This is a genomic window from Variovorax paradoxus B4, assembly GCF_000463015.1.
Lineage (GTDB): Bacteria > Pseudomonadota > Gammaproteobacteria > Burkholderiales > Burkholderiaceae_C > Variovorax > Variovorax paradoxus_E.
The window spans coordinates 4,556,496-4,569,439 of the sequence record NC_022247.1; the positions used below are offsets into that span (position 1 = coordinate 4,556,496).

Annotated in this window: 13 protein-coding genes; 5 read left to right on the plus strand and 8 right to left on the minus strand. The window is 67.1% G+C overall.

From position 1 onward, the window contains the following. Positions 1–14: 14 nt before the first annotated feature. The 5 genes from flhB to VAPA_RS21240 are packed head-to-tail and all read left to right on the plus strand — an operon-like array spanning position 15 to position 7,188. Complete coding sequence (gene flhB, locus VAPA_RS21220) at positions 15–1,163, plus strand: flagellar biosynthesis protein FlhB (RefSeq protein ID WP_021008817.1); 1,149 nt, start codon at positions 15–17, stop codon at positions 1,161–1,163. Continuing rightward, positions 1,160–3,253, plus strand: a complete 2,094-nt coding sequence (flhA, locus tag VAPA_RS21225) for a flagellar biosynthesis protein FlhA (RefSeq protein WP_021008818.1) — start codon at positions 1,160–1,162, stop codon at positions 3,251–3,253. The genes flhB and flhA overlap by 4 nt, the downstream gene beginning before the upstream one ends. Next, on the plus strand, positions 3,250–5,595 hold the full coding sequence (flhF, locus tag VAPA_RS21230) for a flagellar biosynthesis protein FlhF (RefSeq protein ID WP_021008819.1): 2,346 nt from the start codon (positions 3,250–3,252) through the stop codon (positions 5,593–5,595). The genes flhA and flhF overlap by 4 nt, the downstream gene beginning before the upstream one ends. Next, positions 5,592–6,482: a MinD/ParA family ATP-binding protein gene (locus VAPA_RS21235; protein WP_021008820.1), complete on the plus strand. Its 891-nt coding sequence runs from the start codon at positions 5,592–5,594 to the stop codon at positions 6,480–6,482. Before flhF ends, VAPA_RS21235 begins: the two co-directional genes overlap by 4 nt. Then, positions 6,457–7,188: an RNA polymerase sigma factor FliA gene (locus VAPA_RS21240; RefSeq protein ID WP_021008821.1), complete on the plus strand. Its 732-nt coding sequence runs from the start codon at positions 6,457–6,459 to the stop codon at positions 7,186–7,188. Before VAPA_RS21235 ends, VAPA_RS21240 begins: the two co-directional genes overlap by 26 nt. 210 nt (positions 7,189–7,398) lie before the next feature. On the opposite strand, the gene VAPA_RS21245 is transcribed toward VAPA_RS21240, so the two are convergent. The 8 genes from VAPA_RS21245 to cheY all read right to left on the minus strand — a co-directional run bounded on the left by VAPA_RS21245 (position 7,399) and on the right by cheY (position 12,931). Then, on the minus strand, positions 7,399–8,679 hold the full coding sequence (locus VAPA_RS21245) for an MFS transporter (protein ID WP_021008822.1): 1,281 nt from the start codon (positions 8,677–8,679) through the stop codon (positions 7,399–7,401). Between the two features lie 17 nt (positions 8,680–8,696). After that, on the minus strand, positions 8,697–9,503 hold the full coding sequence (locus VAPA_RS21250) for an MBL fold metallo-hydrolase (RefSeq protein WP_230558902.1): 807 nt from the start codon (positions 9,501–9,503) through the stop codon (positions 8,697–8,699). Positions 9,504–9,582: 79 nt separating this feature from the next. Continuing rightward, positions 9,583–10,242 (minus strand): ArsR/SmtB family transcription factor, encoded by a 660-nt coding sequence (locus VAPA_RS21255; RefSeq protein ID WP_021008824.1) that lies wholly within the window; start codon positions 10,240–10,242, stop codon positions 9,583–9,585. Between the two features lie 189 nt (positions 10,243–10,431). Further along, positions 10,432–10,647: a hypothetical protein gene (locus VAPA_RS21260; protein WP_230558903.1), complete on the minus strand. Its 216-nt coding sequence runs from the start codon at positions 10,645–10,647 to the stop codon at positions 10,432–10,434. A gap of 117 nt (positions 10,648–10,764) precedes the next feature. Beyond that, a complete protein-coding gene (locus tag VAPA_RS21265; RefSeq protein WP_021008826.1) occupies positions 10,765–11,217 on the minus strand; it encodes a VOC family protein in 453 nt (150 codons plus the stop codon). A 42-nt stretch (positions 11,218–11,259) separates the two neighbouring features. Further along, complete coding sequence (locus VAPA_RS21270; RefSeq protein ID WP_021008827.1) at positions 11,260–11,799, minus strand: nucleotidyltransferase family protein; 540 nt, start codon at positions 11,797–11,799, stop codon at positions 11,260–11,262. A gap of 78 nt (positions 11,800–11,877) precedes the next feature. Then, a complete protein-coding gene (gene cheZ, locus VAPA_RS21275) occupies positions 11,878–12,534 on the minus strand; it encodes a protein phosphatase CheZ (RefSeq protein WP_021008828.1) in 657 nt (218 codons plus the stop codon). 1 nt (position 12,535) lies between these two features. Next, entirely contained in the window at positions 12,536–12,931 is a 396-nt protein-coding gene (cheY, locus tag VAPA_RS21280; protein ID WP_196232580.1) for a chemotaxis response regulator CheY, read from the minus strand. Positions 12,932–12,944 lie beyond the last annotated feature (13 nt).

Here is a 12,944-nt window from a genome sequence, read left to right on the forward strand (position 1 = left end):
CGCCCGGAGCATCAATGGCTGAAGAAAGCGACCTCGAAAAAACTGAACCCGCCTCACCGCAGCGCCTCGAAAAGGCGCGCGAGGAAGGGGACGTGGCCCGGTCGCGCGAGTTGGCGACCTTCGTGCTGCTGGGCACCGCCGTCGCCGGCCTGTGGCTCACGGCGGATTCGCTCGGCGCCACCCTGCGCGGCGCGCTGGCCCAGGGCCTGCACTTCGACCGCGCCACGGCGTTCGACCCTTCCCACATGCTGGCGCGCGCCGGTCTCATGGGCCAGCAAGCGCTGCTCGCGCTCGCGCCGCTGTTCGGCATGATGGTGGTCGCCGCCGTGGCGGCGCCCCTGATGCTCGGCGGCTGGCTGCTCTCGGCCAAGGCCCTGGCACCCAAGTTCAGCAAGCTCGATCCTGTTGCCGGCGTGGGCCGCATGTTTTCGGCGCAGGCCCTGTCGGAGCTGTTCAAGGCGCTGGCCAAGTCGCTGCTGATCGGCGGCGTGGCCTGGCTGGTGATCATGGGCAACGTGGACGAAGTCTCTGCGCTGATGGCGCAGTCCGAGCGCGCCGCGCTGCCGCAGATGATCGTCCTGGTGGCGCACAACTGCGCGCTGATTGCCTCCGCGCTGTTCCTGGTGGCGCTCGTCGACGTTCCCTACCAGCTGTGGAGCTACCACCGCAAGCTGCGCATGTCGCGCGAAGACCTGCGCCAGGAGCACAAGGAGAGCGAGGGCGATCCGCACGTCAAGGCGCAAATCCGCCGCCAGCAGCAGCAGCAGATGGCGCGCCGGCGGATGATGTCCGAGGTGCCGAAGGCCGACATCGTGGTGACCAACCCCACGCACTTCGCGGTGGCGCTCAAGTATGTGGACAACGACATGCGCGCGCCGCGCGTGGTGGCCAAGGGAAGCGACCTGATGGCCGCGCGCATCCGCGAGATCGCGCGCGAGAACAACGTGGCCATCCTCGAGGCTCCGCCACTCACGCGCGCGCTCTTCAAGCACACCCGGCTCGGCGACGAGATCCCGACCGGCCTCTACACCGCGGTGGCCGAGGTGCTGGCCTGGGTCTGCCAGCTCAAGCGCTGGCAAAGCGAAGGCGGCGATGCGCCGCGCACGCCGGTCGACCTGCCGATCCCCGAATCGCTCGAATACTCGCCGAAGGCCGCCGCATGAACGCCATGGCCACCCTGACGCGCCTGCAGGCGCAACTGTTCTCCGGCACCCAGTGGAAGGGGCTCGCGGGCCCCATCCTGATCGTGCTGATCCTGAGCATGATGGTGCTGCCGCTGCCGCCCTTCCTGCTCGACCTGCTGTTCACCTTCAACATCGCGATGTCGGTGATGGTGCTGCTGGTGAGCATGTACACCATGAAGGCGCTGGACTTCGCGGCCTTCCCGGCCGTGCTGCTGTTCTCGACGCTGCTGCGCCTTTCGCTCAACGTGGCATCCACGCGCGTGGTGCTGATGCACGGCCACACCGGGCCGGACGCGGCGGGCAAGGTGATCGAGGCCTTCGGCCACTTCCTGGTCGGCGGCAACTTCGCGGTCGGCGTGATGGTGTTCATCATCCTGGTGCTGATCAACTTCATGGTGATCACCAAGGGCGCGGGGCGCATCGCCGAGGTCGGCGCGCGCTTCATGCTCGACGCCATGCCCGGCAAGCAGATGGCGATCGACGCCGACCTGAACGCCGGCCTGATCGGCGAGGACGTGGCGCGCAAGCGGCGTACCGAAGTGGCGCAGGAAGCCGACTTCTACGGCTCGATGGACGGCGCCAGCAAGTTCGTGCGCGGCGACGCGATTGCCGGCCTGCTGATCATGGTGATCAACATCATCGGCGGCCTGGTGGTCGGCATGCTCCAGCACGGGCTGGACTTCGGCACCGCTGGCACGACCTACACGCTGCTGGCCATCGGCGACGGCCTGGTGGCCCAGATTCCCGCGCTGGTGATCTCGACTGCCGCGGGCGTGATCGTCTCGCGCGTCACCACCGACGAAGACGTGGGCCGCCAGCTGACCGGCCAGCTGTTCTCCAATCCGCAGGTGCTGTTCCTGACGGCCGGCCTGATCGGCCTGATGGGGATGATCCCCGGCATGCCGAACCTGGCCTTCCTGCTGATCGCGGGCAGCCTGGCGTGGCTCGGCCGGCGCGTGCTCAAGCGCGCGCCGCAGGCCACTGCCGAACAGGCCGCCGCAGCCCAGGCCGCGGCCATGCCGGTGGCCGAAGCGGCCGAAGCGACATGGGACGACGTGGCGCTGGTCGACCCGCTCGGCATGGAGGTCGGCTACCGGCTGATTCCGCTGGTGGACCAGACCCAGAACGGCGAGCTGCTGGGCCGCATCAAGAGCATCCGCAAGAAGGTCGCCCAGGAGATCGGCTTCCTGGCGCCGGTGGTCCACATCCGCGACAACCTGGAGATCCCGCCCAACACCTACGTGATCAGCCTGAAGGGCGTCGAGATCGGCCGCGGCGAGGCCTTCCCCAACCAGTGGATGGCCATCAACCCCGGCCAGGTGAGCGGCACGCTGCCCGGCACGCCGACGCAGGACCCGGCCTTCCACCTGCCCGCGGTGTGGATCGACGCCAGCCTGCGCCAGGAAGCGCAGGTGTTCGGCTACACGGTGGTCGATGCCTGCACGGTCATGGCCACGCACCTGAACCACCTGATCCAGACCCACGCCGCCGAGCTGCTGGGACGCCAGGAAGTGCAGCAGCTGCTCGACCAGATCGGCAAGACCGCGCCCAAGCTCACCGAGGACCTGGTGCCCAAGATCATCTCGCTGAGCACGCTGCACAAGGTGCTGCAGAACCTGCTCGACGAAGAGGTTCCGATCCGCGACATGCGCACCATCCTCGACGTGATGGCCGAGCATGCGCCCACCGTCAAGGACGCCGCCGAGCTCACCTCGCTCACGCGCCTGGCGCTCGGCCGCGCGATCACGCAGCAGCTGTTCCCGGGCGATTCCGAACTGCAGGTGATCGGCCTGGACGGCGCGCTCGACGGCGTGCTGCAGCAGGCGCTCACCAACAACAACGGCATCGAGCCGGGGCTTGCCAACAGCCTCATGCAGCAGACCCGCGCCGCCATCGCGCGCCAGGAACAGCTGGGCCTGGCGCCGGTGCTGGTCGTCCAGCATTCGCTGCGCGTGCTGCTCTCGCGCTTCCTGCGCCGCAGCTTCCGCCAGCTCAAGGTTCTCTCCCATGCGGAGATTCCTGACACCCGCAACATCAAGATCACCGCCACCATCGGAGGAAGAGTTTGAACATCCCGACAGACGTCCGCACCAGCGCGCGCAAGTTCGTCGCGCCCACCAGCCGGGAAGCCTTGCGCCTGGCGCGCCAGGCGCTCGGCGACGAAGCCATCGTGCTGACCAACCGCGTGACCGCCGAAGGCGTCGAGATCGTCGCCATGGTGCAGGAAGACGTGGAGGAAGTGCGCGCGAGCGCAGCCGCCGCGCCGCAGGCATTGCCGGCAGCCGCTCCCCTTCCCACGCCCGCCGTCGCGCCCATCGCAGTTCCCGCCGCGGTCCCCGCCCCCCTGGCGGCGGAAAGCGTGCTCGGCGAACTCCATTCGATGCGCTGCATGATCGAGGAGCAGCTGGCCGGCGTGGCCTGGAACGAGAAGCAGCGGCGCGATCCGATGCGCGGGCGCCTGTTGCGCACGCTGCTTGGCGCCGGCTTCAGCGCCCGCCTCTCCAAGGCCATGCTGGAGCACCTGCCCACGGGCCAGAGCTACGCCCAGGGCATGGCCTTCGTGCGCTCGGAACTGATCCGCACGCTGCCGGTGCACGAGGACGAGGACGCGCTGCTGACGCAGGGCGGCGTCTATGCGCTGATGGGGCCCACCGGCGTGGGCAAGACCACCACCACGGCCAAGCTCGCGGCGCGCTGCGTGATGCGCTTCGGCGCCGACAAGCTGGCGCTGGTCACCACCGACAGCTACCGCATCGGCGCCTACGAGCAGCTGCGCATCTACGGCCAGATCCTCAACGTGCCGGTCTACGCCGTGAAGGACGCGGCCGACCTGCACCTGGTGCTGCAGGACCTGCGCGACAAGCACATGGTGCTGATCGACACCGTGGGCATGAGCCAGCGCGACCGCGCCGTCTCCGACCAGATCGCCATGCTCTGCAGCACCCAGCGCCCGGTCAAGCGGCTGCTGCTGCTCAACGCCACGAGCCACGGCGACACGCTCAACGAGGTGGTGCACGCCTACCGGCACGGCAGCGGCAACGAGCTCGCGGGCTGCATTTTCACCAAGGTCGACGAAGCCACGCATCCCGGCGCGCTGATCGACACCGTGATCCGCCACCGCCTGCCGGTGCACTACGTCTCGAGCGGCCAGAAGGTGCCAGAGAACCTGATGCGGGCCGACCGCGCCCAGCTGGTGGACAGCGCGTTCCAGGCCAACAGCCGCAGCGCGCTGTTCGTGCCCGGCGAAGGCGACCTGCAGGACGGATCGGCGAACGCCGAGGCTTCCGCGGCCCATGCGGAGGCCGAACGGCAACGGCTGCAGTACCGGCAGCTGATCCGCGCCATGGCGCACGACGCGCAGGAAGTGGCCGCCGCGGCGTCGGCACTCGCGGCCGCGCCGCTCGGCTTCGAGCAGGCGCGCGTGCTCTGGCGGCTGGCCGCCGACGAGGACGTCGGCCACAAGGCGGTGCTGCAGGCGCTCATGGCGCATGCCACGAGCGAGGTCGGCGCCGGCTGCGACACCCATGTGCTGGCGCTCAGCGGCCAGGTCGGGCTCAAGTCCGACGAAGGCAGCGACGCCTACCAATGCCAGGGCAGCCTTCTGCTGTCCGACCGCAGCGGACTGCCGCTCGCAGCGCCCAACCAGTGGCTCTCCACCGCTGCGACCCGCAACGCCACCGACCCCACGCGCAAGCCCGGCGTGCGGCAGGTGCAGTGGCTGCGCCAGCAGGGCTTCGGCAAGACCGTGGTGCACGTGCTGCCCCGGCTGCCCGCGGCCGAGCTCATGCTGCAGTGGCAGGTGCAGCGCCAGCAATGGATGGCGCGCGTGCCGGGCTCGACGGCGGTGACCGATCCGCGCACCGGCGAGTACGCCACGCTGACCGGCCTGGACTTCAGTTTCGGCGACCCGCGCGCCGTGGTCTTCAAGGGCCGGGCCGCGCTGCAATCGGTGGCCGAGGCCCAGGTGACGCTGCGCACCGATGGCGGCCTGCCCGGCCTGCGCTGCGTCGTGACGCGCGTGACCGATGCGCGCAGCCACAAGATCCTGGCGCAGAGCCATGCGCTCACGAACATCGGCCGGGACGTCCCGCTGCAGCGGCTCGCGCAGTGGCAGTGCTGGGCCGCCGAGGCCGAGCCCTGCCTGCGCCTGCTGCGCCAGGGCCTCTCGGTGCTGGGCGGACTCGGCGAGGCGGGCGATCCGCACATGATGAAGCGCCTGCTCATCGCAGGCCAGGTGACCACCACCGTCTGGCGCCTGCTGCAGGCGAACGGCGACTGGGCCGGCCGCACCCGCGCGCTGCTCTCGCAGCTGACCGGACGGCCGGCCCGGTCCGGCCGCCCGGTCTCGGGCAACGTGCTTTATGCGGGCGTGGGCAAGCTGTTCTTCCTGCTGGAGGCGCTGGACACGTGAGCAAGCTGGTGTCGGATCAAGCCGATGGGCTGCGGCGGCTGCTCGCACAGCCGTCGGTGCGCATCATCGCGATCGCAAGCATGGGCAACCGGCCGGGCGCCACCACGGCGGCAATGAACCTGGGGGCCGCGCTGGCCCACATGGGCAAGGACGTGCTGCTGCTCGACGAGCACAGGCCGGGTCCGGATTCGGCTTGCGCGGCGTGGGCCGCCGACCCGCTCGGAACGCTGGCGGACGTCGTCTCCCAGCGGCTGACCTGCGAGGGCGCCGCCGCGCGCACCGAGTGCGGCGTCCACGTGCTGCCGGCACCGCTGGGCGGCCAGCCCGACCACACCGACCCGCGCCTGCTGTGGGACGGCGACGTCATCCTGGTCGACGCGGCGCTCGACGCCGTCGGCAGCCTGTCGCCGCTGGCGCGGCTGGCGGACGAACTGGTGGTGGTGCTCCAGCCCCACCCGGCTTCCATCACCGCCACCTATTCGGGCATCAAGCGGCTGCACTACGCGCATGCGCTGCAGCAGCTTCGCCTGCTGGTCAATGGCGTGGCCGACCCCGAGGCCGCGCGGCAGACCATGGCCAACCTGGTCGACACGGGCAGCCGCTACCTGGCGGTCTCGATGCAGCCGGCCGGCTGGGTGCGGGCCGATCCGCACCTGCCCGATGCCAGGCGCCTCGCCCGGACCGTGGTGGAGGCCTTTCCGGCCAGTCCGGCGGCGGTGGATTTCCGCGTCATCGCCGCTGCCGTCGCGCAATGGCCGTGGCGCCCGGCGGTGCGGCCGCAGGACGCCAGGACGGCGCTCTGGCGGCCCGAAGCACTGGCGCTGGAGCCATCAGCAGCACAAGAGGAAGAAAGGGATCGCCGTGTACACCGCACAGGGAACCATTGAGAAGTCCCATCTGCTGAAGCAGCACCAGCCGATGGTGCGCCGCATGGCGCTCCAGATGCTGGCCAAGCTGCCCGCCAGCGTGGAGCTCGACGACCTGATCCAGGCCGGCATGATCGGCCTGCTGGACGCGTCCACGCGCTACCAGGACAACCGCGGCGCGCAGTTCGAGACCTTCGCCAGCCAGCGCATCCGCGGCGCCATGCTCGACGAGCTGCGCGCGAACGACTGGGGCTCGCGCGGCCTGCGCCAGTCGGCGCGCAAGGTGGAACAGGCCATCCAGGCGCTGGAGCACCGGCTGGGCCGCTCCGCCGGCGAAGGAGAGATCGCCCGGGAGCTGAAGATGGAGCTGGACGACTACCAGTCGCTGCTGCAGGACATCCAGGGCTGCCAGCTGCTCTACGTGGAAGACTTCGCACAGGATGGCGAGTCCGAAAACCCCTGGCTCGAGCGGCAGGCGCACAACGACGGCCGGCTTGGCGGCGACGATCCGCTGGCGCAGCTGCTCGAAGCGGGTTTTCGGCATGAGCTCGTCGATGCCATTGCCGCGCTGCCCGAGCGCGACCAGCTACTGCTGAACCTGTATTACGAGGAAGAGCTGAACCTGCGCGAGATCGGTGCGATTCTGGAAGTGACCCAGTCGCGCGTGTGCCAGCTGCACAGCCAGGCGATCAGCCGGCTGCGCGCGAAGCTGAAGGATTCGCTCTAGGAATCTCGCCTCTGGTGGCGCTTGAACCTGTGGGGTCCCCGCGGACGCGCCATGTACCGAAAACCGATTCCGAAGCTGGAGGTTCGCTGGCTCCGCGCCAACACTGACGCCCTTTGGAGATCGGCGCGGGCAAGCCCAAGATGAGTGGCCGCTTCTTTTTTGAAGATTCGTAAGTCGACTTAGGGCCGAGCCGTCCTTCGCTCTGCTCCGTCATAAAGCCGGGTTGAGCCGCGGATGCGTTTCCTCGCCCCAACGGTACAGGACGGCGCCGGACAGCAGCATGGCGACGGCGACGAACCAGAACGCGCTTTCGAGTCGGCCGCCGAGGGCGGCAGCAGCGCCAAGGCCAAGGGCTCCGATGCCGTAGCCCAGGTCGCGCCAGAAGCGATAGATGCCGATGGCCGACGCGCGCCAACTCGGACGAGCGATGTCGGCCACCGCAGCGCTCAGGTTCGGGTACAGCATGGCCATGCCCAGGCCGGCGATGGCGGCCGACGCACCCCACCAGGCGGACCCGTGACCCAACGGCAGCAGCGCCACGCCGGCGCCGCACAGCCACATGCCCCAGGCGTTCAGGTGATGCCGGCCCACACGGTCGGAAAGCCTGCCCGTGAAGAACTGCGCGCCGCCCCAGGTGAAGCCGTAGATGCCGACTATCCATCCGATGCCGGGCAGGCTGACGCCCTGCTGGTGCAGGTACGCCGGCCAGAACGCCCAGACCAGGGCATCGACGAACTTCTCGACCAGGCCCGCCTGGCACAGCGCGGCCATCCGGCGGTCTCGCCAGCTCATAAGGGCGAACATCTCAGCAGTGGTGGGCCGCTCGCTCACGTTCGCCGGGTAGCGCGGCCGCAAGGCCTGCGCCGTCGGCGCGTGGGCATGTCGCTTGCCTTCGGCATGCGCCCAGGGCAGGGTCTCGACCACGGCCATCCAGGCCAGTAGGGTGGCCATTCCGATCACTGCAGCGCCGAACCACAGCAGACCAGCGCGCGGGCCGAGCAGCGACGCCGCATAGCCTGTCACGACACCCGCGATGGCGACTCCCACGTAACCCGAGAACTCGTTCAGTCCAATGACCAGGCCGCGCTGGTCGGCACGTGTGATGTCGAGTGCGGCCGTCTGTGTCATCGACCAGGTCAGGCCCTGATTCACGCCCAGCAAGACGGTCGCCGCGACAATCCAGTTCCACGACGTGGCGAAGTAGACCAGCAGCGGAATCGGCAGGGCCACGAGCCAGCCGATAAGCAAGACCTGCCGCCGGCCGATGCGCTCGGCCAGACGTCCGGCGATGAAGTTCATCACGCCCTTGACGAAACCAAACGCGATGACGAACGCTGCCAGCAGCATGAAGGACCCGCGCGGCACGCCGAACTCGCTCTCGGCCAGGGCCGGGACCACGGTTCTCATCATCCCGATGGTCATGCCCACCAGCAGCACCTGCAGCAGTTGCTGGAGAACCTGAGCGAGGTTGGCGCGGATGCCGTAGTCCATGACGCGGTCGGTCACGTTCAAGCGGGCACAGGCTCGGGCATGGCGCCCCGCAAGTTGGCGTTCATGATGCGGGCCATGTCGGCAGGTTGCAGTGGAATTTCTGCTGTCAATGCCTCGACGAATGCCTCGCGCGGCATCGAAAGCATCGGATTGAAGCGCTTCTCGAATCCGATGGTCGACGCGGGCTTGCCCGACAGGCCAACGCCGCAGGCGCTGCCAGCCTGGTGGCCAGGATAGATTTCGAGGTCGGCGGGCAGGGTGAGCAGCTTGAGATGCAGCGAGTCGTACAACTGCGCTGCCATCTCCTGTTCCCGGCCGGCCAGGTCGGGACGCCCCACGGCACCGACGAACAAGGTATCGCCAGTGATGACGAACCAGGGCTCATCACCCCGTCGCAGGTCGCGAACGAGCAGACAGACGCTGTCCGGTGTGTGCCCCGGGGTATGCAATACATCCACCAGCACGTTGCCAGCCTCGAGGCGCTGGCCGTTCGTCAGAGGCGCGAACTCAAACTGGACGTGGCCCTTGTTGCTCTCGTGCAGGTAGTACGGCGCACCGACGCGACGGGTCAACTCGAGGCCACCGGAATAGTGGTCGGCGTGCACATGGGTATCGATGACGTGGGCAATCTTGACGCCGGCTCGCTCCGCCTCGGCGATGAACCAGTCTTCATCCCCGGCGACCACGTCCACCGCCACAGCCTTGCCAAAGCCGGCGCAGCCGAAAAAGTAGGAAAGCGTGGCGTTTTCCGCTGCTCTTTGCCTGAAAAACATGGCTGTCTCCTGTTTTAGAACATCAGCACCTTGTCGGCTCATGCGGTCCATTGGGTAAGTTCATACAGGTGCCACACACGTCAACGTCTCCACTGTGGTTCACGATGGGCAGCGCCTTCATGCCGATACCTCAGGTCTGTTCCTGGAGCGGCAGACCGCGTGCGCGCCACTCGGCGACACCGTCAGTCAGATGGAAGGCGCGATAGCCCTTTCTGCGCAGCAACTCGACGGCGTCCTTGGCCATGAGGCAGAACGGGCCGCGGCAGTAAGCGACAACCGGCAAATTCTTGGGCAGCTCGGCGAGCCGCTTCTTGAGTTCGGCCAGGGGCATTGACCACGCATGCGGCAGGTGTGCCGTGGCGAACTCCACTTCGGGTCGGACGTCGAGGACCAGGACCTCGCCCGTCCTGGCCTTCTTCAGGATGTCAGCCCGGTCGACCCCTGCCAGCTCGTCGCCGTGTTCGACGATGGATGTCAGCGCGACTTGCAACTCGACCAGGCGCTCCTCGGCCTCGGAGCGAAGATTCACCCAGAGGTTGGCCACGCTTGTGCCGGCCAGGCGATAGAGAACGTACTTGCCGTCCTTTCGGGTCTCCGCAAGGCGGGCCAGCCGCAACTCCTTCAGGTGGGCGCTGGCGAGCTTGACGCTGATTTCAGCCTGAGCGGCGAGCACCTCGACGGTCTTCTCGCCTTGGCACAGGAGCTCTATGAGCTCGAGACGCTTCGGGCTGGCAAGAGCCTTGCCAATGCGGGCAACTTGTTCGTAGAGCTGGTCTTTGGCTTCTCTCATACGAACATTCTAATGGTTATTGGAATGATGGCGGAAAAACCTTGATGTGAGATGGTGAGGCCGTTGCCGCCAAGGCGCGGCGCCAGGGCTCCAAACCTCGGTTTTGTACCCATTCCGGCTGTCTGCGCCGCCGTCGCGAACGGACCGTCGCCCACCACGCGTCGCAGTTTCGCTGCCCCTGCGGCAGCTCTACGCTCGGAACCAGATCTTGAGCGTCACATACACCGCATAGCTCAGGCCAAGCACCATCCAAGCGAGGAAAAACATGTTGGCCCAGTAATCGCCAGCGTTTGCCGCCAGGGTGTAGTCCTGCATCTTGCAAGCTCTGCCGACGCAGGGCACCTCGCCCTTGACCAGCGCGCGTGAAAACGCAAACAAGAGGTAGCTGGCCACGACAGCGGTCACGAGCTAGATGGTGGTACGCATGTCATCGAATCGTTGTGCTGCGAGGGGGAAGTGCGTCGACAGGATGCCAAGCTGGCCTCGCCCGAATCCGACATTGGCTGCCGCTCGATGGAGGGGCTATACGTCAGGCGTGTCTCCGCCGAGCTGCTCGGCAAGCCCGACAATGATGCTCTCGGGCCCACGGATGTAGGCTAGCCGGTAGGTGTCCGCGTACTGCATTTCGCCAATGAGCTCGGCCCCGTGGGCGCGCATGCGCGCGACGATAGCGTCGATGTCATCGACGGCGAACATGACGCGACGCATGCCCAGAGTGTTCACCGGTGAGTCCACAGGACCAAACCTGATTGCGTTGGGCGTGTGGAACTTGTCCAACTCGATTCCCTGTCCATCGGGAGTCCGCATCATCGCGAGAGTGGCGCGGACATCCTTGAGCCCGATCAGTTGTCCGATCAAAGGCCCTTCTACCGTCGTTTCGCCTTCGAGCTTGAGGCCCAGTTCGATGAAAAACGCCTTGGTCGCTTCAAGGTCGTCGACAACGATAAGGACGTTGTCCATGCGTTTAAGCGTCATACCTTCCTCTCCTCAGTCGGTTTCTCGCCGCATTCTGTCCCTTCAGCCCATATCGATCGAAAGTCGTGGCCACCGCTCACCGAACCGTTTCGCCGCAAGCCGCTGCCGGTAAGTTGCAACGCTCGCCCTGAGAGGGTTATGCCGGACACGCAGCTCGAACAGGTCATCGAGTCCATGCGGGGCGACCACGCCCAACGATTCATCCCCGTTCAGGTAGACACCGACGCAGGTTGCAGATTCCGGCCATGTCGCAACGCCCTCTTCCAAAGATGCGAGAGGAGGCACCACCTGGCCAAGGGCGGCGGCAAGCCAACGATGCACGCCTGCCTGATTCGTTACCTCCCAATGGAAGCCCGGCATGGCCGAACGAAGCCGGTTCTCGAGGTCGGCATCCTGCTCCGGACCGGCCTTCGCGTCGAAGTAGACGACATCCAAGTCTTCGACGGCCGAGCGCCGATCGAACCCGTGAAGGGTGTCCCACACCAGGGACCGGACGGCGCCGGCGCCGATACACCAGGATTGCAGGCCGAGCGAGCGGACGGCTCGCAATGCGGCCATCAACTCGTCCGATGCGGCCGCCATTGCAGCAAGCCTCTGCGCATGGTCTGCCTTGGGGCTGGAAATCATGCCCCGATGGTAAGTCGGCAGACCCGCACAGCATCAGAACCCGAGGCTCTCCAGCAGATCATCCACCTGCGCCTGGCCCGTCACGGCCTCCGGGTTGCCCGGCACCACCTGCGGGCCGTTCTGCAGGCTGCCGGCTTCGGCCTCGTGGCGCTTCTCGGGGTGCTTGTCGAGGTGCGAGTTGTCGATCAGCACCTGCAGCAGCTGCGTCTCGACGTCGTTGACCACTTCCATCATCTTCTTGATGACCTGGCCCGTGAGGTCCTGGAAGTCCTGCGCCATCAGAATCTCGATCAGCTGCGTGTTGATGGCGCCGGCCTTCTGCGGCACGTCCTGCAGATAGCCGCGCGTGTCCATCACGAGCTGGCGCGCATGGTCCAGCTCGACCGGGTTCGCAAACCATTCATCCCAGCGCCGGCTCAGGCCCTTGGCATGCGTGGCAAGGTCTTCCTGCAGCGGCTGCGCAAGGTCGATGGCGTTGAGCGCGCGGTGCGCCGCCCGCTCGGTCATTGAGGCGATGTAGCCCAGGCGGTCGCGCGCGTCGGGAATGGCCTGCGCGGCCTTGGCGACCTGCTTGTCCAGCCCCAGCTCGCGCAGGCCCTCGCGCAGCTGCCGGGTCAGTTGCCCGATGCGCCCGAGCAACTCTTCGGCCGTGTTCCCGTGCTCCACGGGTTCGAGCGCAGTGTGTGTCATTTCACGCCGCCTCTTTCTGGAGCTTCTCGAAGATCTTGGCGATCTTCTCCTCGAGCGTGGCCGCCGTGAAGGGCTTGACCACATAGCCGTTGGCGCCGGCCTGCGCGGCCGCGATGATGTTTTCCTTCTTGGCCTCGGCCGTGACCATCAGCACCGGCAGCTTGGCCAGCTCGGGGTCGGCGCGAATGGTCTGCAGCATGGTCAGCCCGTCCATGTTAGGCATGTTCCAGTCCGACACCACGAAGCCGAAGTTGCCGCCGCGCAGCTTCTCGATGCCGGCCGCGCCGTCTTCCGCTTCGTCGACGTTCAGGAACTCGAGTTCCTTCAGCAGGTTGCGCACGATGCGCCGCATGGTGGGAAAGTCGTCCACGACCAAAATTTTGATGCTCTTGTCAATCACGATTCTTCAA